The 23128-nt window shown below is 71.5% G+C and carries 20 protein-coding genes; 1 reads left to right on the plus strand and 19 read right to left on the minus strand.

The annotated features are described in order from the left end of the window. Positions 1–129: 129 nt before the first annotated feature. The 14 genes from AS850_RS17055 to AS850_RS08685 all read right to left on the minus strand — a co-directional run bounded on the left by AS850_RS17055 (position 130) and on the right by AS850_RS08685 (position 14236). Positions 130–393, minus strand: coding sequence for a YlxR family protein (locus AS850_RS17055; protein WP_119868743.1), 264 nt, complete (start codon positions 391–393; stop codon positions 130–132). A 180-nt stretch (positions 394–573) separates the two neighbouring features. Next, on the minus strand, positions 574–1566 hold the full coding sequence (gene nusA, locus AS850_RS08625) for a transcription termination factor NusA (protein WP_119868744.1): 993 nt from the start codon (positions 1564–1566) through the stop codon (positions 574–576). 60 nt (positions 1567–1626) lie between these two features. Next, the gene (locus AS850_RS08630; RefSeq protein ID WP_119868745.1) at positions 1627–3387 is read right to left on the minus strand and encodes a proline--tRNA ligase; all 1761 of its coding nucleotides are present in this window, start codon (positions 3385–3387) and stop codon (positions 1627–1629) included. 44 nt (positions 3388–3431) lie between these two features. Next, the gene (locus AS850_RS08635; RefSeq protein ID WP_119868746.1) at positions 3432–4328 is read right to left on the minus strand and encodes a hypothetical protein; all 897 of its coding nucleotides are present in this window, start codon (positions 4326–4328) and stop codon (positions 3432–3434) included. After that, complete coding sequence (locus AS850_RS08640) at positions 4325–5386, minus strand: vWA domain-containing protein (protein ID WP_119868747.1); 1062 nt, start codon at positions 5384–5386, stop codon at positions 4325–4327. Before AS850_RS08640 ends, AS850_RS08635 begins: the two co-directional genes overlap by 4 nt. After that, complete coding sequence (locus AS850_RS08645; RefSeq protein ID WP_119868748.1) at positions 5383–6384, minus strand: VWA domain-containing protein; 1002 nt, start codon at positions 6382–6384, stop codon at positions 5383–5385. The genes AS850_RS08640 and AS850_RS08645 overlap by 4 nt, the downstream gene beginning before the upstream one ends. Then, positions 6375–6851: a hypothetical protein gene (locus AS850_RS08650; protein ID WP_119868749.1), complete on the minus strand. Its 477-nt coding sequence runs from the start codon at positions 6849–6851 to the stop codon at positions 6375–6377. The genes AS850_RS08645 and AS850_RS08650 overlap by 10 nt, the downstream gene beginning before the upstream one ends. Then, complete coding sequence (locus tag AS850_RS08655) at positions 6838–7740, minus strand: DUF58 domain-containing protein (protein WP_236940657.1); 903 nt, start codon at positions 7738–7740, stop codon at positions 6838–6840. The genes AS850_RS08650 and AS850_RS08655 overlap by 14 nt, the downstream gene beginning before the upstream one ends. An 88-nt stretch (positions 7741–7828) precedes the next feature. Continuing rightward, the gene (locus AS850_RS08660) at positions 7829–8809 is read right to left on the minus strand and encodes an AAA family ATPase (RefSeq protein WP_119870222.1); all 981 of its coding nucleotides are present in this window, start codon (positions 8807–8809) and stop codon (positions 7829–7831) included. Positions 8810–8942: 133 nt separating this feature from the next. Beyond that, the gene (gene ispG / locus AS850_RS08665; RefSeq protein WP_173795185.1) at positions 8943–10091 is read right to left on the minus strand and encodes a flavodoxin-dependent (E)-4-hydroxy-3-methylbut-2-enyl-diphosphate synthase; all 1149 of its coding nucleotides are present in this window, start codon (positions 10089–10091) and stop codon (positions 8943–8945) included. A 36-nt stretch (positions 10092–10127) separates the two neighbouring features. Further along, the gene (locus AS850_RS08670) at positions 10128–11474 is read right to left on the minus strand and encodes a M50 family metallopeptidase (RefSeq protein ID WP_119870223.1); all 1347 of its coding nucleotides are present in this window, start codon (positions 11472–11474) and stop codon (positions 10128–10130) included. 75 nt (positions 11475–11549) lie between these two features. After that, positions 11550–12641 carry a 1-deoxy-D-xylulose-5-phosphate reductoisomerase gene (locus AS850_RS08675; RefSeq protein WP_119868752.1) on the minus strand — a complete coding sequence of 364 codons (1092 nt, stop codon included), beginning with the start codon at positions 12639–12641 and terminating at the stop codon, positions 11550–11552. 44 nt (positions 12642–12685) lie between these two features. Then, the gene (locus AS850_RS08680) at positions 12686–13681 is read right to left on the minus strand and encodes an FKBP-type peptidyl-prolyl cis-trans isomerase (RefSeq protein ID WP_119868753.1); all 996 of its coding nucleotides are present in this window, start codon (positions 13679–13681) and stop codon (positions 12686–12688) included. Between the two features lie 51 nt (positions 13682–13732). Further along, positions 13733–14236 carry an OsmC family protein gene (locus AS850_RS08685; protein ID WP_119868754.1) on the minus strand — a complete coding sequence of 168 codons (504 nt, stop codon included), beginning with the start codon at positions 14234–14236 and terminating at the stop codon, positions 13733–13735. 43 nt (positions 14237–14279) lie between these two features. Here AS850_RS08685 and AS850_RS08690 point away from each other — a divergent pair, with 43 nt between their 5' ends. Next, positions 14280–15308 carry an asparaginase gene (locus AS850_RS08690; RefSeq protein WP_119868755.1) on the plus strand — a complete coding sequence of 343 codons (1029 nt, stop codon included), beginning with the start codon at positions 14280–14282 and terminating at the stop codon, positions 15306–15308. A 53-nt stretch (positions 15309–15361) separates the two neighbouring features. Here the strand turns inward: AS850_RS08690 and AS850_RS08695 are convergent, their stop codons facing one another. The 5 genes from AS850_RS08695 to AS850_RS08715 all read right to left on the minus strand — a co-directional run bounded on the left by AS850_RS08695 (position 15362) and on the right by AS850_RS08715 (position 23124). Next, positions 15362–16243: a hypothetical protein gene (locus tag AS850_RS08695; protein WP_123955477.1), complete on the minus strand. Its 882-nt coding sequence runs from the start codon at positions 16241–16243 to the stop codon at positions 15362–15364. Positions 16244–16352: 109 nt separating this feature from the next. Next, the gene (locus AS850_RS08700) at positions 16353–18221 is read right to left on the minus strand and encodes a zinc ribbon domain-containing protein (protein ID WP_123955478.1); all 1869 of its coding nucleotides are present in this window, start codon (positions 18219–18221) and stop codon (positions 16353–16355) included. Between the two features lie 16 nt (positions 18222–18237). Beyond that, entirely contained in the window at positions 18238–20649 is a 2412-nt protein-coding gene (locus AS850_RS08705; protein ID WP_119868758.1) for a transglutaminase domain-containing protein, read from the minus strand. Continuing rightward, the gene (locus tag AS850_RS08710) at positions 20646–22031 is read right to left on the minus strand and encodes a DUF58 domain-containing protein (protein WP_119868759.1); all 1386 of its coding nucleotides are present in this window, start codon (positions 22029–22031) and stop codon (positions 20646–20648) included. Before AS850_RS08710 ends, AS850_RS08705 begins: the two co-directional genes overlap by 4 nt. A 121-nt stretch (positions 22032–22152) precedes the next feature. Then, positions 22153–23124 carry an AAA family ATPase gene (locus AS850_RS08715; protein ID WP_119868760.1) on the minus strand — a complete coding sequence of 324 codons (972 nt, stop codon included), beginning with the start codon at positions 23122–23124 and terminating at the stop codon, positions 22153–22155. Positions 23125–23128: the final 4 nt, after the last annotated feature.

The raw sequence follows: 23128 nt of genomic DNA on the forward strand, positions 1-23128 counted from the left end.
GGAACAGGGGAGACCTTCAGTTGTGGACGGAACTCATTTCGAGCCGCTCATTAGTTGTCCATAAGCCGTTCAGCCTTTACTTGATGCGCGTCGACGAGATGTCGGCGGCGCGGGATCGTGGAATGGTGCTCACGGGAGGGGATGTTCGAGGCGCTGGAGGTACTCCAGCACCTGGCTGGTGTCAGGCTCCGAGTCGAGCCTCAACGCCCGACGGAATGCCTTGCGCCGAACGGCGGACTCGTAGGCCTGCATCGACGGCTGCAACCAAGCGCCCCGCCCGGGTTCCGTCGCGGTGGAATCCACCACGACGCGACCCTCGTGGGCCACGATCCTCAGAAGAGAGGACCTTGGAGCGCGCGTTCGCGTGCCGATGCACGTTCTGACAGGAATCATCTTACCCCCTGCTCTCTCTCGGACGGGGACGCCACGGGCGAACTCGCATCCTGCGGTCGCGTGTCGCCCGGTCCGTTCATCCCTCGAGACTCCACGAAACGCCGCTCACCTTTCGGGAGAACGCCCGTTCGTGGCGTGTCGCGAGGGCGTCAGTCTTTGAGGACGTCAGCGCCCGACGCCTCAGTCCTCGAGGATCGAGTCGGGCTGGATGTCGATGCGCGCGCCCGTCAGCTTGGCGGCGAGACGGGCGTTCTGGCCCTCCTTGCCGATCGCGAGCGACAGCTGGTAGTCGGGGACGAGCGCCCGGACGGCTTTGGTCGCGGCGTCGATGACGAATGCACTGGACACCTTCGCCGGCGACAGCGCGCTGGCGACGAAGGTCGGGAGATCGGGCGAGTAGTCGACGATGTCGATCTTCTCGTTGTTGAGCTCCGCGGTGACCGCTCGGACACGCTGGCCCAGCTCGCCGATGCACGCGCCCTTGGCGTTCACGCCCGGCTCGGTCGCGCGGACGGCGATCTTCGTCCGGTGTCCGGCCTCGCGGGCGAGCGACACGATCTCGACGACGCCGGAGGCGATCTCGGGCACCTCGAGCGCGAAGAGCTTGCGCACCAGTGACGGGTGGGTCCGCGACACGGTGACCGACGGTCCCTTGAGCCCCTTGCTCACGCTCGTGACGAAGACGCGGATGCGGGTGCCGTGCGCGTAGTTCTCGCCGGGCACCTGCTCCTCGGGAGGCAGGATCGCCTCGAAGGAGCCGAGGTCGACGTGGATCATCCGCGGGTTGGGACCCTGCTGGATGACACCGGCGACGATCTCGCCCTCACGACCTTTGAACTGGCCGAGCACCTTGTCGTCGCCGATGTCGCGCAACCGCTGGTTGATGACCTGCTTGGCGGCGAAGGCCGCGATCCGACCGAAGTCGTCAGGCGTCTCGATCGCCTCGCCGACGACCTCGCCGTTCTCGTCGTGCTCGATCGAGTAGACCGACACGTGACCGGTCTTGCGGTCGAGTTCGACGCGGGCCGAGGGCTTGTCGCCCGGGGCCTCCGGGTGGTCTTCGTGCTTGAGGTAGGCCGTGAGGATGGCCTGCTCGATGATGCGCACGAGTTCGTCGAAGGGAATCTCGCGCTCGCGCTCCATGAGACGCAGCACGCTCAGGTCGATATCCACTGAGGGCCTCCACTATTCAGAATTGTTCGCTGCACGCACGGTGGCGCGCGCAGCACCCCTCTACGGTACCCGAGGTGAGGCGAGTCGGCTGACCGCATCCGCCACGGGGACCGGCGTGCGCTCCCCCGTGCGGCGGTCCCAGAGCTCGACGATCCCCTCGGCGGCGCTGCGCCCGACGATGACGATCCACGGCACGCCGATGAGCTCGGCGTCGCCGAACTTGACGCCGGGCGACACCTTGGGGCGATCGTCGAACAACACGTCGAGACGGTGGGCCTCGAGGTCTCCCACGAGCTTCTCGGCGACGTCGTAGACGACCTGGTCTTTGCCGGTGGCCACGACGTGGACGTCGAACGGCGACACGTTCTCGGGCCAGACGAGGCCCTTCTCGTCGTTGTTGGACTCGGCGATGACGGCCAGGATGCGCGTGATCCCGATCCCGTACGAGCCCATCGTCACCGTCACCTGCTTGCCGTTCTCGTCGAGCACCTTGAGCCCGAGGATCTCGGCGTACTTCCGGCCGAGCTGGAAGACGTGGCCGATCTCCATGCCGCGCGCGGTCTCGATGGGACCGGAGCCGTCGGGCGCAGGATCCCCCTCCCGGACCTGTGCGACCTCGATGGTGCCGTCCGGCGTGAAGTCGCGCCCCGCCACGAGGCCGCGGACGTGGACGCCCTGGACGTTCGCACCGGTCACCCACGCGGATCCCTCGACGACCCGCGGGTCGACGACGTAGCGGATCCCCGACTCCGACTCGGCCCCGAGCACCTGCGGCCCGATGTAGCCCTTGACGAGAGCGGGGTTCTTGGCGAAGTCGGCCTCCGTGGCCTGCTCGACCTCGGCGGGGTAGAACGCCACCTCGACGCGCTTCATGTCGACGTCGCGGTCGCCGGGCAGGCCGACGGCCACGATCTCGCTGGTCCCGTCGAGGTGCGTGAGCGCCAGGATCACGTTCTTGAGCGTGTCGGCGGCGGTCCACGGGCCCTCGGCGCGGGGCACAGTGGCGTTCAGCTCCGCCACGAGCGTGTCGATGGTGGGCGTGTCCGCAGGATCGAGGAGGGTCGCCTCGTCGAGGCCCTCGAGCGGGATCGACGCGGGGACGATCGTGGTGAAGGCCTCGACGTTGGCCGCATAGCCACCCGCGGAGCGCACGAAGGTGTCCTCGCCGACGGGCGTGGGGTGGAGGAACTCCTCGCTCTTCGACCCGCCCATCGCGCCCGCGTCCGCCTTGACGATGACGTACTCGAGGCCGAGCCTCGCGAAGATGCGCTCGTAGGCGTCCCGCTGGATCTGGTAGCTGCGGTCGAGCCCGGCGTCGGTCGCGTCGAACGAGTAGGCGTCCTTCATGGTGAACTCGCGGCCGCGCAGGAGTCCGGCGCGGGGACGCGCCTCGTCGCGGTACTTGTCCTGGATCTGGTAGAGGCTCAGCGGGAGGTCCTTGTAGGACGAGTACAGGTCTTTCACCAGCAGGGTGAAGGCCTCCTCGTGCGTGGGAGCGAGGAGGTAGTCGGCGTCCTTCCGATCCTTGAGCCGGAAGATGCCGTCGCCGTACTCGGTCCAGCGACCGGTGGCCTCGTAGGTCTCGCGCGGCAGGAGCCCGGGGAAGTGGACCTCCTGCGCGCCCGCCCTCTCCATCTCCTCCCGCACGATGCGCTCGATGCGCCCCTTGACCCGGAGACCGAGGGGCAGCCAGGCGAAGATGCCCGGCGCCTGGCGACGGATGTAGCCGGCGCGGACGAGCAGGCGGTGGCTCGTCACCTCCGCGTCGGAGGGATCTTCACGGAGGGTTCGGACGAAGAGCTGAGAGAGGCGCGTGGACACCCCGCTACCTTATCGGCGCGGCTCGGGCACCGCAGAGCCGACCGTCACCAGGGCTTGCCGGAGTAGTCCTTCGGATTCTGCTCGAACGACCGGTTGCGGTCGTTCTGCTGCTGCTGCTGTTTCTGCGCCTGACCGTCTTTCTGCTGGAGCTTGTCGAGAGGGCTCTGTCCCTGGCCGCCTTGCCCCCCGGGCGACGGGTCCTGACCGCCCTGACTCCCCTGGCCCTGGCCGTTCTGCCCGCCGGGGTTCTGCCCGCCGGGTGCGCCGCCCTGGCCGGGCGAGCCCGTCGATCCGCCGGCCTGTTGTTCGGCCTGCTTCTGCTTCTGCTCGAGGCGGCTCTGCGCGTCGTCGAGCGGCTTCTTGCTGTCGGGCGTGGCGGCTTGGTCGGATGATCGGAAGCAGCCGCCGGGTGCGCCCTGGAGGAGTGCCAGCGACTGCTTGTAGAACGCGTCGGCGCGTGCGAACTGCTGATCGAGGACGGCGCTGTCGCCCTGCTGCTCGACGACGAGGACGAGGTCGGTGCGCACGCGGCAGCTCGACGTCGTGTCGCTCGCCGGAACGAGTGCGAGGGCTCGCTCCAGCTCGGAGCGGGACTCCTCCAGGAGGCCGATCTGCCCGAGGGCCGCACCGCGATCGAAGTGCTGCACCCAGCGTTCGACGACGTTCACGACACCGAGGCCGTCCGCGGCGGCGACGCTGTTATCGTACGACCTGGCGCCGTAGGTCGCCTGCGACACGGCGGCGAGCACCGGCATGCTCAGGAGCTTCAGCGCGACGAGGACCACCACGACCACGAAGGGCAGCGAGACGAGCAGGAGGCGCCGGCGGAGGCTCCTGCGATAGGCCACGACCTCGGGGGGCGTCGCCTCCTCGCGCTCGAACGGCTCGATGACCCCCGGCGGCGGGGGCGGGGAGAACAGGGGACGGAGGGTGTCGGTCACGCGTTCTCTCCTCGAGCGGCTCGGGCCCCGCGGCGGAGCCCGGGTCGCTCCCCCGGGCGGGGTCGGACGTCGCCGAGGGCCCGCGCGACGACGGCGATCTCGACGAACAGCAGAAGGAAGAGCGGGATGGCCCCGATCCAGTAGAGATCGATCACGCTGTCGGTGCTCCCGGTCGAGGACGTCACGCGCCCACCCTTCTCGTCGGCGACCACGCCGGCCAGAGAGCCGCCCGCCTCGCGGTGGAGGTAGGGCACGCCGAGCTGCTGGGCCACGGCTCGCAGGGCGCCCTCGTCGATCCGCGAGAGGGCGTCCGGGGAGCCGCTCTGCGTCTTGTCCTTGATGTAGCGATCGGCGGAGTACTCGTCGCCGTAGCCGTCGAACTCCTTCATGCGCCCGCCTGCCGTCGTCCCGTAGCCGAGGACTCCCCCGCCGTCGGTGGCGTTCTTCGCCGCCTGGAAGGAGCCGGGCGAGGTGGCCGCCGTCTGCTCCCCGTCACCGAGGTAGTAGACGACGTTCGCGCGGTTCGGGTCGCTCTTCCGGGCCGCGGCCAGCCGGTCGACGAGCAGCGTGTTCGCCTCGGAGATGGAGCTGCCGCGCGAGTAGTAGGTGACCTCCTGGCGCATGGTGTCGGCCGCCGTGACGATCGCGGAGGCATCCTGCGTGAGGGGGACCCGCTGGATGGCGGTGCTGTCGAACGTGATCAGGGCGAAGCGGGCGCCGGCCAGATCGCCGGTCAGTGCTCGGATGTCGCTGCGGACGCCGTCGAGACGGGGCTTCTGGCCGTCCCAGTCCTCCGCGGCGACGCTGGAGGTGGTGTCGACCACGAAGAAGACGTTGAGCTCGGCGACGGAGGCCGCGGCCGAGCCTCCCGGGAGCCCCGGTCGTGCGGCCATCACGAGGAGGAGGGACACGACGACGCCGCGGCGGACCCAGGCCCCGAGCATCCTGCGGTGGGCGCGCTCGGCCACCAGCCGCCAGACGACGAACCCGAGGGCGACGACGCCCAGGGCCACCAGGAGGCCGACGGGCAGAACGGGGTTCCAGACGAGGCGGGTCACAGTCGGAGCCTCCAGAGCAGACCCAGGGACGCCATCACCACGAGGAGGGAGACGACGATCAGCGGGCCCGGATGGTCGGCGACGACGAGCCGCTTCGCCCCGGTGAAGAGGCCGGCCTCGCGCTCGTCGATCTTCTGCACGATGGTCGGGATCGTCTCGGCGCTCGTCAGGCCGAAGAAGCCGCCACCCGTGCCCTCCGCCACCGTCTTCAGCTCGGTGGCGACCGACGGCAGCGAGCCGTCGACCGAGTAGTCGACGGGATCGACCGCGTAGACCCGGACGCCCTTCTTCGTCGCGAGGTCGCCCGCCTGCTTCAGGGTGAGGAGCGGGCTGCCGTTGACGTAGTTGTCGGTCGCCAGGACGATCGATCGCGGCCGCGAGCTCGACGCGGAGCCGTCGAAACCGAGGACGCAGGAGGCGAGGCCGTCACCGATGAGCGAGGCGCCCTGGCCGAGGTCGGTTCCCGTCCAGTAGCGGACGCCGCTCTCGCCCTGGGACCGGAACGAGTCGCGGTAGCTGCGCAGCTCGGTCTGGACGAAGCCGTAGTCGTCGGTCAGCGGGAACACCTGGACCGCCGAGCTGTCGAAGATGGTCAGGCCGATGCGTTCCCCGTGCAGCGAGTCGGCGAGCGTCGCGAACGTGTCGACGATCTTCGCGTCGACGTCGGTCATCGACCCGGAGACGTCGAGGCAGAGGACGATGTCGCGCTTGTAGGACTGCGGGTCGACGACGTCGACGCTCGAGACGCGCGATGCCAGGAGGACCCCTCCCCCGGCCGCCACGACGACGAGGGCGAGGAGCCCCGCGAGCAGGGTCCGGTAGCGCCGGAGGACACGGCGGTACTCCGGCAGCTCGGTCAGCCGCTCGCTGTGGGCGACGGGGGTGCCGCTCCTCGTCGACCGCTCCCGGGACCGCTTGCGCCAGGTGACGTAGACGACGACTCCCGCCACCGCGAGGGCGATCGCGACGAGCGGCATCCACCAGAAGGTCAGCTCCACGAGCGCACCACCTCCCGGGCCGTCGCCACGGCACCCGCGGGATCGCCGGGGTGGCGCTTCTGGAAGGCGGGCGGGTAGTACTGCTCGACCGCGCCGGTGACGGCCGGAAGGGCGGCCTGGCGGAGGTCGGTCAGCGTCATCACCTGGGCGTCGACGCCCGACGCTTCGAAGGCGAAGAAGCGGAGCAGGAGACTCAGGCGGGAGGCGAGGGCACGCTCAGGGAGGCGTCCGGCGCGGTGCTCCGACTCGACCTCGTCGATCATCGCCAGGTATTTCGCGCGGAGCGCCGGCAGGTCGGGTCGCGGCGCCGGCCCGGCGACGACGGGCCGGGGGAACCGGCTCCTGGAGAAGCGGACGACGAAGACGTACCAGCCGACGACGAGGGCGAGCAGCAGGATGCCCACCACCAGGTAGACCGGGAAGTGCGGGTATTGAGCCGGCCCGAAGTAGCCCCTATCGTTCAGCACGCCGATGCCTCTCGAGGAGGGTCAGCAGCCCGCGGACGACCTCGGCCTCGGAGGCGATGCGGTTGCTCGCGACGCCGAGGAGGCGCAGGTCGTCTTCGGTGGCGCGGACGTTCCGCTCGGCGACCTCGGTGAAGAGGCCCCGCAGACGGCGGTTCGAGCGCACGTAGGCGGGGAGGGCCGCCATCTCCTGCACATCGTAGATCTCGGGATCGACGACTCCGCCTGCCCTGTCGGCGCGCGGGAGGCGGCCGGCGGTCGCCGGGACGGGCTCGCGGACCAGGTCGGCGTCGCCGATCGTCAGCCACAGCACGTCGTGTCTCGCCCGGAGCCGACGGAGGACGGCGGAGTGCGCCTCGGTCAGCCGGATGTCGTCGGTGACGACGAGCAGGAGGGACCGCGTGACGAGGTGCCGGGCGACGTGGTCGAGGAGGCGGAGCACGTCGCTCCTGGGGGCGTCGAGGGTGATGCGGGCGTCGACGGCGCGGAGCAGGCGTTCGAGATGATCCTCCTTCTGACCCGTCGGGAAGGCGCGAGCACCCGTCTCGTCGCCGACGACCATCGACACGACGTCGCCGTGGGCGGCGGCGATGGAGGCCAAGCCGCCGGCCGCGAGGATGGCGACGTCTTTCTTGCTCTCCCCGCTCTCGGAGGTGGCCGCCATGTTGCGCCCGGTGTCGACCACGAGGACGAGGTGGTGCCGGCGGGAGGCGATATAGCGCTTGACCAGCGGCTCGCCGTGGCGGGCGGTGGCCTTCCAGTCGATGTCTTTGACCTCGTCGCCGGGAACGTAGGCGCGGAGATCGTCGAAGTCGTGGCTCCTGCCGCGGTGCACGGAGGCGTAGCCGCCCTCCAGGAGATCGAGGGTCTTCCGGTGGGCGAAGATGCTCATCTTCGTCGAGACGCGACGCAGGAGTCGGGGCACTAGGAGACCTGCACCCGCGCTCGGCGAGTCGCCGGAAGATGCCCCACGCGGGGACTCACGGGGTTCGCACGGCGCCGAAGATCGCGTCGATGATCGTCTCGGGCTTCACCTCGTCGGCGGCCGCCTCGTAGCCCAGGATGAGCCGGTGGCGGAGGACCCCGTGACGGAGGTGCTTGACGTCGTCGGGGATGACGTAGTCGCGCCCGTTGAGGAGGGCCAGAGCCCTGGCCGCCTGCGTGAACGCGATGCTCGCGCGGGGGCTGGCGCCGAACTGGATGTAGTCGGCCAGAGTGCCGGCGATGTACGAGTGCGGGTGCCGCGTCACGTAGACGAGCTGCACGATGTAGTTGACGATCGACGGATCGATGTAGACGCGCTTGGCGAGCGACTGCAACTCGATCACGTCGTCGAGGTGGACGCCGGTCGGCTGCTCGGCGTCGGCCTCGTAGACGCCCCGCTCGATGCGACGGATGATCTCCGCCTCCTCGGCCGGCGAGGGGTAGTCGAGGATCTCCTTCAGCAGGAAGCGGTCGAGCTGCGCCTCGGGGAGCTGATAGGTGCCCTCCTGCTCGATCGGGTTCTGGGTCGCGAGGACCAGGAACGGCTGCGGCAACCGGTAGACGGTGCCGCCGATCGACGTCTGCCGCTCCTGCATGGCCTCGAGCATGGCGCTCTGCGTCTTGGCGCTCGAACGGTTGATCTCGTCGAGGAGGACGAAGTGCGAGTGCACGGGGCCGAGCTGCGTCACGAAGGTCGAGCTCTTGGCGTCGTAGATCTGCGTGCCGGTGATGTCGCTCGGCAGGAGGTCGGGCGTGCACTGGATGCGACGGAAGCTGGCGTCGACGGCTCGGGCGAGGGTCTGCGCCGCCGTGGTCTTGGCGAGCCCGGGAACGCTCTCGAGGAGGACGTGCCCGCCGGTGAGCAGGGCCACCAGCAGGGAGTCGCGCAGACCCCTCTGACCCACGACCTTCGCCTCGAACGCCTCCGTGACGCGCGCGACGATGTCGCCCGCCCGACGGAGCTCGTCGGCCGTGATGGGAGGCGCGTCGTGGGCCTCGCCGGGGGACGCGGCTCCGGCCGGATCGGCCGAGGGGGGTGCGGTGGTGTCTGTCACGCGGTCAGCCTAAACCAGCCCTCTGACAGCCCGACCGGAGGCCGCCGACCGGCGCTCAGACGGTGACGACCTCGGGCGATCCGAGCTCACCCGGGGGCATCTCGGCCGCGAGGCGGTTCGCCTCGAAGATGAGCGTCTCGACGATCTCGCTCTCGGGAACCGTCTTGATGACCTCGCCCCTGACGAAGATCTGACCCTTGCCGTTGCCGGAGGCGACGCCGAGGTCGGCGTCGCGCGCCTCGCCCGGGCCGTTCACGACGCAGCCCATGACGGCGACGCGGAGCGGCACGGTCATGCCCTCCAGGCCGTCCGTGACGTCGTTGGCGAGCTTGTAGACGTCGACCTGCGCGCGACCGCAGCTGGGGCAGCTGACGATCTCGAGCTTGCGCTCGCGCAGGTTGAGCGACTGCAGGATCTGGAGGCCCACCTTGACCTCCTCGGCCGGCGGCGCGCTCAGGGAGACCCGGATCGTGTCGCCGATGCCCTCGCCGAGCAGGATGCCGAACGCCGTGGCGCTCTTGATCGTGCCCTGGAAGGACGGCCCGGCCTCGGTCACGCCGAGGTGCAGCGGCCAGTCGCCGCGCTCCGCGAGGAGCCGGTAGGCCTTGACCATGACGACCGGGTCGTTGTGCTTGACCGAGATCTTGAAGTCGTGGAAGTCGTGCTCCTCGAAGAGGCTCGCCTCCCAGACGGCGCTCTCGACGAGCGCCTCCGGGGTCGCCTTGCCGTACTTCTGCATGATGTTGGGCTCGAGCGAACCCGCGTTCACGCCGATGCGGATGGAGACGTCGGCGGCCTTGGCGGCGGCGGCGATCTTCCCGACCTGGTCGTCGAACTTGCGGATGTTGCCCGGGTTGACGCGCACGGCCGCGCAGCCGGCGTCGATGGCCGCGTAGACGTAGTTGGGCTGGAAGTGGATGTCGGCGATCACCGGGATGTTGCTCTTCTTGGCGATGATCGGCAGCGCCTCGGCGTCGTCGCGGCTCGGCACCGCGACGCGGACGATGTCGCAGCCCGAGGCCGTCAGCTCGGCGATCTGCTGGAGCGTCGCGTTGATGTTCGTCGTGGGGGTCGTGCACATCGATTGCACGCTGACGGGGGCGTTGCCGCCCACCAGGACCTTGCCGACCTTGATCTGGCGCGACTTGCGACGCGGAGCAAGGGTTTCGGGGACTTTGGGCATTCCGAGATTGACTGCAGGCACGACCTCATCGTAGGCCCGCCTCCCGCGATCTGGCTGTCAGCCGCCGAGCTTGATCGGGTTCACGATGTCCGCGTAGACGAGCAGCAGGCTCATGGCCCCGAGCACGGTCACGACGACGAGGGTGAGCGGCAGGATCTTGGACGGGTCGACGGGGCCGGGATCGCGCTTCCCGAAGAGCTTCGCGACGGATCGGCGGACGCCCTCGATGATCGCGCCGGCCACGTGGCCGCCGTCCAACGGCAGGAGCGGGACGAGGTTGAAGACGAAGAGCGCCACGTTGAGCGACGCGAGGATCCCGACCAGGGCGCTGGCGCGGTCGAGGATCGGAACCGAGTCGAGGCTTGCGACGTCCCCGGCCAGGCGACCGACGCCGACGACCCCGACGGGACCGTTGGGATCGCGGGTCCCGCCGCCGAACGCGGCCTTGGCGACTCCGACGAGGCGCTCGGGCAGGTTGACGATCAGATGGACGACGCTCCCGATGTTGTCTCCCACCGCCGGGAGGACGGCCGTGACCGGCTGCTGCACCCTCGCGAGAGCCGCCCCGATGCCGACGAAGCCGACCTTCTCGGTCTCCTTGACCCCGGCGGCGTTCGTGACGACGTTGCCCGCCGTGTCCGTGACGTAGCGCTCGGTCAGGAGCGGGGTCATCGTCAGCGTCTTCCGCGCGTGGTCGCGCAGCACGACGATGTCTATGGCGGTGCCCGGGCTCTTCTGGATGATCGAGGTCGCCTGGGTCCAGCCCGTGACGGCGGTGCCGTCGACGCTGACGAGCTCGTCGCCCGGGCGGATGCCCGCGGCGGCGGCGGGTGACTCCGCGGCTCCTGCCGGGCACGAGGTGGCGGTGGACGTGGGCGGGAGGACGCACTGGGAGACCGAGCCGACGGTGGTGGACGGCTGCTGCACGCCGAACGCGCAGAGGACGACGCCGTAGAGCACCACGGCGATGAGGAGGTTCATCAGCGGGCCGCCCAGCATGATCACGATCCGCTTCGGCACCGCCAGTCGGTAGAAGGAGCGGGCGTCGTCGTCGTGCGACGTGGGCTCCGCCGGGGCCTCCTGGACGAGGGTCTGGAAGACGCCGGTCGTGGCGGTCCGCGAGTGCGCGCCGCCCGGCTCGGCGGCTGCCGCCTCGGTCTTCGGCGGCGGGTACATGCCCGCCATCGAGATGTAGCCGCCCAGCGGGATGGCCTTCACGCCGTATTCCGTCTCGCCGCGTTTCCGGGAGAACAGCGTCGGACCGAAGCCGATCATGTACTGCCCGACCTTGACGCCGAACGCCTTCGCCGGGACGAGGTGGCCGATCTCGTGCAGGCCGATCGACAGGACGAGGCCCGCGGCGACGATCAGAATGCCGAGGACGTAGAGCAGGACGGTTTCCACGAGCACACAGTACGGGACCGATTCGGTGATTCCGCCGGACGCGCGCCGAGTGGCGGCTGTCGCTCTCGCGCCCGCTCAGCGCGCAGAAGACCTGGCATCGATCGCCTGGTCGGCGCGGGCACGGGCCCAGCGCTCGGCCTCCAGCACGCCGTCGAGGGAGAGCGCCTCGGGCTCGTGGACGTCGACCACGGCGCGGATCGTGTCGAGGATGTCGAGGTACCCGATCCGGCCCGCGTGGAACGCGAGCACCGCCTGCTCGTTGGCCGCGTTGAAGACGGCCGGGAACGTCGCTCCCCGCGTGCCGACCTCCTTCGCCAGGGCGACGGAGGGGAAGGCGACCTCGTCGAGCGGCTCGAAGGTCCACGTCGACGCGGTGGTCCAGTCGAGGGGGACGCCGACCCCCGGAACCCGGTCGGGCCAGCCCATGCCCAGCGCGATCGGAAGGCGCATGTCGGGCGGCGAGGCCTGGGCGATGGTCGAGCCGTCGACGAACTCGACCATCGAGTGGACGATGGACTGCGGGTGGACCGTGACGTCGATGCGGTCGTAGTCGACGTCGAAGAGCAGGTGCGCCTCGATGACCTCCAGCCCCTTGTTGACGAGGGTCGACGAGTTCGTCGTCACGACGAGCCCCATGTCCCAGGTCGGATGGGCCAGGGCCTCGCGGGGCGTCACCCCGACGAGGGAGTCGCGGCTCCGCCCGCGGAACGGACCGCCGGATGCGGTGAGCACGAGTCGCCGCACCTCCGTCTCGGCGCCGGCTCGCAGCGCCTGCGCGATCGCCGAGTGCTCCGAGTCGACCGGAACGAGCTGACCGGGACCGGCCGCGGCCTTCACCAGGTCGCCGCCGACGATCAGGCTCTCCTTGTTGGCGAGGGCGAGCGTCGCCCCGGACTCGAGCGCCGCGAGCGTGGGGCCGAGCCCGACCGACCCGGTGATGCCGTTGAGGACGACGTCCGTCTCGACGTCGCGGACGAGGGCGACCGACTCGTCGGTGCCGAGCGCCGTGTGCTCCACGCCGAACTCCGCCGCCTGCTCCCCGAGGAGGTCGCGGTTGCTTCCGGCCGAGAGACCGACCACGGTGAAGAGGTGCGGGTTGGCGCGGATGACGTCGAGCGCCTGGACGCCGATGGAACCGGTGGAGCCGAGAACGGTGATGCGTCGCATCGCACCAGACTAGGACGTCGCCCCGGGGCTCCTGCGGCCCGCTGTCAGCTGGTGGCGAGGATGTCGACGACGAAGACGAGCGTGTCGGTGCCCTTGATGCCCGCGGTGTCGTTGCCGGCCGTGCCGTAGCCGTCGGCGGGAGGCACGATCACGACCACCTGCGACCCGATCGTCTGACCCACGATGGCCTTCTTGAAGCCCGTCACGACCTTGTCCGTCGAGAACGTCGTCGGCCCGGAGCCCCAGCTCTGGTCGAAGACCTTGCCGGTGCGCCAGAGCGTGCCCTGATACTGCACGGTGACGTTCGCGCCGGACGCCACCGTGGCGCCCGTGCCCTTCTTCAGGACCTCGAGCTGGAGGGACGACGGCGGGTCGGTCTTCGGCAGCGTCAGCGCGGGGCGACCGTCGTCGGCGAGGGCGACGGTCGGGAAGCCGGCCTTCGGCGTGACGGGCGTGCCCGTCGCCTTCGTCGGGACGCTGTCGAGGAGGTCCATCACGACGACCAGGTCGTCGCCCGCGGCGATGCCGAACGACTCGGACCCGTTCGTGCCGAACATGTCGGCGGAGTCGGCCACGGTGACCGTGCGGGACCCGATCGGCGCGCAGTGCATCGCCTTGACGAGGCCGGGGAGATAGAGGCCGGTGCTGACGGTGAACTGGGCGGCGGCCGTGCCCTTGTAGCCGGCGCTCGTGACCTTCTTGCCCGTCTCGGCGTCGTAGATCGTGAAGGCGACGTCGAGCAGCGTGCCCGTCACCGCCTTGGCACCGGTGCCCTCGATCGCCGTCGAGCGCTCGGTGGAGGACACCTGGAGGCCCTTCGAGAAGGAGACCTTCGGCTCGACGCCGAGGTCGCCCTGGACCGACACGGCCTTCGACGCCGTGCCGGCGGTGGGCGCGGCACAGGAGGCCTGAGTCTCGGCGGACGCCGTCGGCGTGGGTGTCGCGGAGGCCGTCGGCGACGAGGACGACGTGCAGCCGGCCAGTCCCGCCACGAGGGCGGGAACGAGGACGACGGTGGCGAGGAGGAGCGGTCGGCGCATCAGGAGCTTTCGGGATCTCGGGCGGGGGTCCCGTCAAGTCTCGCCGACGAATCAGGCCGGATGCTGGGTGCCGTCCGTCGTCGCCGGCGCGGCGACCCGCACCACGGGCTCGTGGCGGACCGGGAAGTTGACGGAGGAGGCGATGAAGCACTTCGTCGACGCCTCGCCGTGGAGCGCTCGCGCGGCCTCCACCATCGACGCCTCCGCGACGGTGACCGTCGGCCGCAGGACGACCTCCGTGAAGTGACCGCCGCCGTCGGCCGTCTGCACCATCGTGCCCTCGGCCCGATCCACATAGGCGGTCACCACGACTCCCCCCGTCGCGCAGGAGTGCAGGTAGCTCAGCAGGTGGCACTGCGAGAGCGCGCTCAGGAGCATCTCCTCCGGGTTCCAGCGGTCGACGTCGCCGCGGAACGGCCGGTCGGACGACCCCTGGATCTCGTGCTTCCCCGCGGCCCGGATGACGTGGTCGCGGCCGTAGGACCGGTAGTCGAGGGTGCCGCTCCCGCGGTCGCCGGTCCAGGTCGTCTCGATCTCGTAGTGGTGGTCGAACATGCGCGTCGCTCCTCGGGGTCGCTCCATCGTTACACTCCCCCTCATGAACGACCACCACCACGCCATCCCCACGCCGCCGGCCGACCGCCATCCCCTCGATGTCGCAGGCTCGGTGGAACTCGCCGTCGTCGAGCGCTCGGGACTCGCCGAGAGCCGCCACATCGGAGCCGCCGTCGTCGTCGACGCCGAGGGACGAGTGCTCCGTACCGCGGGTGATGCCGGGGCCACCATCTACCCGCGATCGTGCCTCAAGCCGTTCCAGGCCCTCACCGTGCTGCGCTCGGGGGTTCGACTCGAGGGGCCCCAGGCCGTGCTGGCCATGGCCAGTCACGCCGCCACGCCGGCGCACCAGCGCGTCGTGACCGACATGCTCGATCGCATCGGCGCCACCGAGGACGACCTCCTCTGCCCGCCCGACTGGCCCTTCGACCGCGAGACGGCGCGCCGGGCGACCGCCAAGCGACGCCTCTTCATGAACTGCAGCGGCAAGCACGCGAGCTTCCTCCTCGCCTGCGCCGAGAACGGCTGGGATCCGAAGCGCTACGACGACCGCGACCACCCGCTCCAGCAGGCGGCCCGCGACACCGTCGCCGAGTACACCGGCGAGGCGATCGACCACGCCGGTGTGGACGGCTGCGGCGCACCCGTCTTCGCGACGACGCTGACCGGGCTGGCGAGGGGTATCGCCCGTCTGGCCGCGTCGGCCACGACGGACGCCGACCCTCTCGCCGGCCATCTCGTCCGGGCGGTCCTCCAGGATCCCTGGGCGCTCGACGGCGAGGGCCGCGCCAACACGGTCACGATCGAGGAGCTCGGCGTCGTGGCGAAGCTCGGGGCCGAGGGCGTGCTGGTCGTCGGCACCACCGACGGCGTCGCCGTCGCGGTCAAGGTGCTCGACGGCAGCATCCGTCCCGCAACCCTCGCCGCCCTTCACCTGCTCGTGGCCGAGGGGGCCGTCGCGCAGGATGCCGTGGACCGCGTTCTCACGCGGACGACGGAGAGCGTCCTCGGCGGTGGCGTCCCGGTCGGAGGCCTCCGTCTCGGCTCGGGACTCGTGCCCGCGACCACCTGACACCACCGCCTCGCTGCGGCGCGCAGACACGTCGGGAGGACGCGGCTCCCGCCTCACCGTCGCTCCTGCGCACCGGGATCGGCTCGGGAAGCCGGTACGGCGACCGGCACCGAGTACGCCTCGGCGTGGATCCGGGGCTCGACGGCCACCCAGCCGCCGCGTGCCTGGCCGACCGATCGGGCGAGTGCCGAGCCGTCCGGCCCGATCCAGAGTTGTGCGGCGGGACCCCTTCCGGCGCCGCCGCTGCCTTCGACGGGCCCGCCCGCGACCAGTCGGCAGTCGATCGGGCGCCCCCGCCAGGGGACCCGCACGACGAGGGCGAGAGTGCCGTCGGCCGTCTCGTGCTCGATCAGGACGGCCCCGGGCACCCGTCGCGCGAGGTCCGCCGCGAGTCCTCGTGCCAGCCGACGGGCGAGCCGGGGCGGGGCGGAGACGAGGACGCCCCCGGAGGCCGGGACGAGGAGAGGGGCCCGATCGACGACGGGCCGGCGGTCGGCGTCGGCCCGGGGCTCCTGCGTGGCCGAGGGGCCAGGAGGGACGACCTCGATCGCCGAGACGACGCTCCCCCGCCCGAGCTCGAGGAACGGCCCGGAGTCGTCGCCCGGAGGCGGACCGGACGAGGAGGACCGGACGAGCTCGGCTCGCTCCCGGTCGAGGAGACGACGCAGGTCGACCGCGAAGGAGTCGCTCTCGGACTCGAACCGGCGCTCGTCGGCTCGTCGCGCGACTCGGGAGCGGATCAGCGACTCCGACCACGCGGCCGCGACGAGGACGGCGCCCGCTGCCGCCCCGACGGCGACGCCGGGTCGGAGAAGGCCGAGAGCGGCCGCCACGAGAGCCGCGACGGCCACGATGACGCCGGGAAAGGGTCGAGGGCGAGCAGGATCCGGGGGGACCGGACGGTGGAGACGGACGCTGGGCGCGGGGCTGGGCATGGAACGAGCAAAGCGTTTCCGCCGCTCAGACGGCGGGGCACGCGTCGATCTGTGGAGAACCCCGATTCCGTCGGATCCCTGTGGAGGACGCCTACACGGCCGGCGACCGTCAGTGCACGATGAAGAACTGCTCGCCGATGTCGACGCGGGAGCCCCTGACGACCCGGACCCGCTTGCCGGGCTCGCACGGTCGTGCCTCGCTCGACGGCTCTCGGACGACCGAGCCGTTGCCCGACCATCGGTCGGAGACCCAGAGCGCGCCGTCCTCCTGCCCGAACTCGAGGTGCGTCTTCGACACCGACTTGCCCGGGTCGACGATCCGCACGAGCAGGTCGATGGCCTCACCCGGTTGCGGTGTCGGGGCGCGCCCGACGAGGCCGCTCCCCTGCACCGTGAAGCTCTCCCCGGTGCTGAACTGCAGCACGAACGGCTCACCCAGCGGCTGGCGTCGGACGATGCGCGTCTTCTCGACGTCGTCCTCACCCGATCCGACCAGCCACGGCGCGGCCGACCGGGGCGACTCCGGAGCCTTCGGCACCGGGGCCAGGACGGGCTCGGCGGTCTGCGACGGGGCGGCCACGGGTGTCGCGGCGAGCGGGGCGGGAACGGGGACGGACGGGGTCGCTCGCGGTGCGACGGGCACCTCGTCGACGCTCAGCGGCGGCGGGCCGGGTTCGGGGTCCGGCGCGGACGCCGGAAGCGGTCCGCCCGGGATCGGCGGGATCTCGGCACCCGTCGGCGTCGACGGGGACGGCGAGGCCGTCGGTCCCGGTGCGGCGGTCGGGGACGGGAAGCCGGCGGCGGGCGTCGACCAGAGCTGCGGCGCGGCGTCCTGACCGCGACGGCCGAACAGCCGACGCTTCTTGGCCTGCGGAGCCGCCGGAGGCGCGCTCTCCGGGGCCGGCGCCGGCTCATCGGCCCGGGGCGCGTCGTTCGCGGGGGCTCCGGTCGAGGGCTCGGCGTTCGCAGGCGCGGCCGGGCGACCCGGCGACTCCCGCGGTGATGCGGCGCTCGTCGGCGCGGGATCGGTGATGATCGGAGTGATCGGTCCGGTGAAGGACTGCGCGACCGAAGCCCGGACGGCGCCGCATTCGCCGCAGAAGATGTCGTCCTCGTGCAGCGGCGCGCCGCAGTTCGTGCAGTGCAGCCGGCCGTCGACGAGTTCCGAGGCCGGTGCGACGAGGGGCGCGATGACGTTGGTGTCGCCGGGGCGCGGGGCCTCGACGGGTCGGACGTCCTCCGTGCGGTCCGGCTGGTCCGACTCGTCGACGATCGGCGCCGGGGCGTCCCGCGGAGTGTCGAGCGGGCTCTCTCCGTGCGCGGCCGACGACTCCGCGTCGGCCCCGGCGTCGGCCTCGGTGTCCGTCACGGGCGTCAGCGATGCCGTCCAGAGGGGAGCGGACGTCGGCCTGCCCGACGGCGCGTCGACGCCGTCCGGGCGCCGGAGGGGTGCCGGTCGGGCCGGCTCGGTGGGGGCAGGAGCCCCGGCCCCGGCATCGGGTTCCGTCACCTCGTGACGCGCGGCGGTCCGTGCGCCGGACTCGTCGTCAGCCGTCGGCTGAGAAGAGGGCGGGGCCGACGAGACGTCGGCGGGCTGCTCCGGCTGTGGGTGCGTGAGATCCATCGGCTGTGAGGGAGACGGCTCCGCGGGCGACGGCGCTGAGGGAGACAGCTGTGAGGGCGACGGCTCCGCGGGCGACGGCTCCTCCGGGGCGGCGAGCGGGGCGACCTCGTCGACGCCGGCATCGTCCGGGTCGCGATCGCCGACCCACCACGGCGTACCCGCCGGAACGGCCGCGGCAGGAGGCTCCTGCAGCTGCCACGCGGGAATCGACTCGGGGGCCTCGCCCTCCGCGACGTCGGCCTCGCTGCCACGGCGTCGGAACGCCGCCCAGTCGGCGCCGGTGATGGACCGCCCGCACTGACCGCAGAACATGGCTCCGTCGGGAAGGGGACTCGAGCAGGTGGGGCAGTGCATGGGTGGTGATGATCCTCTAACGCTTGGATGCTTTCCGGCCATGGTAGCGACGCAGGGAGCGGGTGGAGACGGCGGCCTTGAATCGCTCCCACCTCGTCAGACGCGAATCGAGCTGGACGCGCATCTCGCCGACGGCCTTCCAGACGCGATCCGCGTCGGCCGGGTCGGCCTCGTCGGGAGAGAAGACGGAGCGGTCGACGACCCGGGCGAGGACGGCCGGGCGCCGTCCGCCGACGGCTGCCGCGACCTCCGAGCGCGTCGCGGACGCGGGCGTGTCGATGCCGTGGTCGACGACGGCGTCCTCGAACTCCCGCCACCCGGAGGTCACCCGGCGGACCGGGTCGCGATCGCGCCTCCGACGCAGCCGGCGCCGGGCCTTCACCGCGACCACCGTCAGGAACGGCGCCATGGCGATTCCGGCCACGAGCAGCACCCACGCGGCGATGCGGACGACCCCGAGGAGCACCCCGAGCCACGCCGGCTGCTCCGCCGGGTTGTCCTGCTTGCTCTGCGGCTGCGTCTGGTCGACCTGGGGATCCTGCTGCTGCTGGGGCGGCGGGATGACCGACCGGGGCCGCGAGACCTGATTGGGGTCCTGCTTCGTCTGGTCGGGGATCGCCCGGGGTGCGGGGTTCGGGTCGAGCGTCACCCAGCCGAACTGGGCGGTGTCGACCTCGATCAGGCTCGTGATGTCGGAGCCGCGGAACGTCGTGCTCCCCCCGGTCGACGACTCGGAGCGGAAGCCGAGCACGACGCGGGCGGGGAAGCCGAGCTGGTCGGCCATCAGGGCCGCGGCCGCCGAGTACTGCTCGGCGTCGCCGACCATGAGCTTGTCGGTGAAGAGCTGGGCGAGCCGGTCGGATCCGTGCCCGGAACGGCTGACCGGCTCTCCCGAGGAGACCCCGTGGCTGATGTAGCCGTTCTTCCGGAGGCCGTCGAGCGCCGCTTGGAGGCGCGCGCCCTGGCCGTCGACGCCGTCGACGTAGGACTCCAAGGCGGTCTTGAGCGACGTCGGGACGGCGGACGGCGTCGGGACCGACCGGTCGCCCGGAGTCAGCGCGGCGAGTTGCTCGCTGGTCGGCTGCGTGGGAGCGACGGTGGTCAGACGGTAGTCGACCCCCTGCCCCACTCCCCCGACGACGGCGGCGGTGCCCGTGCTGTCGTTGTAGAAGAACGCGTCACGCAGGCTCGCGGCGTCCGCTCCGGAGAAGTCGACGGTCTCGAGCTGTCCGACCGTCGGCAGCCAGACGCCCGAGTAGCCGTCGACCCGGACGCCGACCGTCTGCTGCCGACCCGTCACCTTCGACTGGTCGAACGAGGTCGGGACGCGCGTGAAGGTCCCCGAGGCGGTCGAGGTGCGGTCGCTGCCGACCGAGAAGGTCACACCGTCGTAGGTGTCGAGGGTCGCGATCCGGACGAACTGCCCGGGCGCGAGCCCCGTCACCGTCAGCTGGGCGGAGTCGACCGCCGGTTGCTGCTCGTAGGCCCGGAAGCCGCTGAGCGGGCTCAGGTAGTCGCGGGGGTCGAAGGGCTTGATGACGGCCGTCCGCGCGACCCAGCGCGCACCCTGCGGCGCCAGCACCGACGCCGCACCGACACCGAGGGCACCGGCGACGAGGAGCGTCACGAGGGTCCCGCCCACGGCCCGCCGGGCGACAGCGCGATTGCCGGACCGGTGGACGACGACCGCTTCGGCCGCGCGCGAGGCACCCACCGCGACCGGGATCGCTCCGGCCCGGGATCCGAGAGCCGTCTGCCGGGTCAGCCGCTCGAGAGCGAGTCGCCGCCGGCGGAGGCGGAAGAGCACGAGCCAGAGGACGCTGAGGGCGAGCAGCAGGAGCCCCGTCACCAGCGGCAGCACGGGCTCGCTGGGGCCGAGCACGATCCCGGCGACGAAGACGACGACCGGCACGACGAGGGCGACCTCGGGTCGCCGCGACCGCAGGGCGACCGACAGGCCGACCACGCCGCCGACGAGGAGGAGCACGAACACGGGGACGAGGAGAGCCTGGTAGGCGCCGACGGGCAGCGTGATCGTCACGAGCTGCTTCCAGGCTAGCGCGACGCCGGCCACGAGCTCGCGGAGTCCGCCGATCGTCGGCAGGAAGCCGAAGAGCGCCTGGCTCGGCACGGCCAGCCCGACGCCGAACACCCCGAACGCGACGACGACGAGCAGCAGGATCCAGAGGCTCGACAACCGCAGGAACACCCCCGCCAGCGAGATCACCGCGGCGAGGGCCAGCGTGACTCCGACGAGGACGAGGAATTCGGCGCTCCGGTAGACCGGCCAGAACGGCACGACGGCGGCCGCGAGGATCGCCACGAAGAAGAGGGTCTGGCCGACGGCCGCGGCCACGGTGAGCCGGCTCCTGGTCGATCGCGGCCGGAGCGGCGCGGACGGCCTCGCCGACGCGGACACGGCGCTCACGCGGACACCGCCTTGGCCATCGACTTCTGGAGGTCCTCGAGATAGCCGACCGTCAGGACCGTCATGCCCGCGATCCGCACCATGCCCGGCACGACCTCGGGGTCGCACACGATGGCCACCGCCTCGACACCGGGCGGGAAGGCGGCCGCGGCCGCACGGAGCTCCGTGATGGTGGTCGTCGAGCCGACGACGAGGAACGCCACGGAGATGCCGCCGACCTCGTCGCCGGTCACCCGGGCGACGTCGGTGATGCGGAGCGCCGACTCGTCGAAGGTCACGACGGCGAGCTCGTCGAGGAGCCGCGTCCGCGTCAGCGTGCCGAGGGACTTCACCGCGAGCGTCTTGCGCTTGGCGAACTCCGGGGTGCGCTCGCTCACCACCACGCTCACCTCGCGGGCGTCGCGGATGGCACGGACGCCGAGCGAGGCCGCGACGCTGACCGCGAGCTCGAACTCGTCCTCGGTCGCGAAGTCGGCGTTGGCCAGGCTGAGGGCGATGACGATGTGGCTCCGACGGGTCTCCTCGAACTGGCGGACCATGTACGACCCGGCTCGCGCCGAGGACTTCCAATGGATGTGGCGCCGATCGTCGCCCGGCACGTACTCCCGGAGAGCGTGGAACGAGATGTCGCTCGCCGACAGATCGCGCGTCGGGTTGCCCTCGAGATCGCGGATGAGACCGGTGCTGGTCGAGGGGATGCCGATCGTGCGGGGATGGACGAAGAGCTCCACCACGCCGGTCCAGTCGAGCTCGCGGCGGACGAGCCCGATCGGGTCGCCGCGGACGGTCCGGACCGGACCGACGGGGATCACGCCGCGCCGAGCCGTGGGAACGACGAAGGACTCCTCGACCGTGTCGCCCGCCCGGAGACCCGGCAGCGTGATCTCGGCCAGACCGCGCCCGATCGGGATCTCCACGGTCACGCCGAGCACCCGGCGCCGGGTCGGATTGGTCACGCGGACCTGCCCCGTCGCCTCCTCGCCGACCGCCACGCGGAGGTGAGGCAGGTCGAGGTCGATCGTGAAGGCGTTGCGGCCCACCGCGTAGAGCGCGGCCAGCAGGAGGAGGACGACGAGGGCGAAGCCGACGACGACGAACTCGACCCAGGCGAGGGCGTACCCCGCGACGAGGGCGGCCGGGGCGAGGCCGAGGGCGACCCACCCCGCCGGGGTGACGACGCTCGACGCCGCGCGCGCCCACCCGGCGACGACGGTGGCCACCGCGCGCCACAGGCGGACGGCGAGGATCACCACGTCGGCGGTGAAACCCGTGCGCGTGCCGACGATCCGCGTGCGTGCGTTGGTGAGCCCCTCGGTGCCGGTGCCGTAGGCGGCGTCGCCCCGCGACTCCTGCGGGTCGGCCCGCCGGGACGAGCGTGTCACGGCCCCACGCCTCTGGCTCGGCCCCGTCAGCGTCGTCGCGCGCACGCCGGGGCGCGGACGATCGTCGCCGTGCGGCGGAGACGGCGACCGGGTCGGCGGGAGGGGCGTGCTCACGGTCGGATCACGCGGAGACGCGCTCCGCAGGAGGCGCGATCTCGATCAGGAGCTGGCTCACGATGCTGGAGGGGGTCACCCCGTCGAACTCCGCCTCCGGGTCGAGGACGATGCGGTGGGCGAGCACGGGCTCGGCGAGGAGCTTGACGTCGTCGGGCGTGACGTAGTGCCGACCGGTCGACGCGGCGTACGTCTTCGCGACCCGGATGAGCGCGAGCGCCCCGCGGACGCTGACCCCCAGCCGGACCTCGGGCGCGGTGCGCGTGCCCTCGACGAGTCGGGCGACGTAGTCGGCGACGACCGGGTCGACGTGGACGGTGCGGGCGAGCCGCGCCATCTCGGTGATGACGGCGGCCTCGACGACGGGTGAGAGGGAGCCCTCGTGGACCCGGGTCGCCGCCCCCTCCAGGATCCGCAGCGTCGCGGCGTGGTCGGGGTAGCCGATCGACGTCTTAAGCAGGAAGCGGTCGAGCTGGGCCTCCGGAAGGCGGTACGTGCCCGCCTGCTCGATGGGGTTCTGCGTCGCGATGACCATGAACGGGGCGCCGACGGGGTGGGAGACGCCGTCGACGGTGACGCGCGACTCCTCCATCACCTCGAGCAGGGCCGACTGCGTCTTCGGGCTGGCCCGGTTGATCTCGTCGGCGAGGACGATGTTGGCGAAGATGGGGCCCGCGTGGAACTCGAACTCGCCGGTCTTCTGATCGAAGATGCTGACGCCCGTGATGTCACCCGGCAGGAGGTCGGGCGTGAACTGGATCCGGCTGCTGCGGCCCTGCACCGTCTGCGCGACGGCGCGCGCGAGCGACGTCTTGCCGGTGCCGGGGAAGTCCTCGAGGAGGAGGTGCCCCTCGCTCAGGAGCGCGGTGAAGGAGAGCTTGATCACGAACGACTTCCCGAGGAGGACGCGGTCGACGTTGGTCACCAGGCGCGCGAAGATGTCGGCGAACCAGGTGGCCTGCTCGGGCGTCATGCTCATCGTC

Source organism: Frondihabitans sp. 762G35 (genome assembly GCF_002074055.1).
In the GTDB taxonomy this organism is placed as follows: Bacteria; Actinomycetota; Actinomycetes; order Actinomycetales; family Microbacteriaceae; genus Frondihabitans.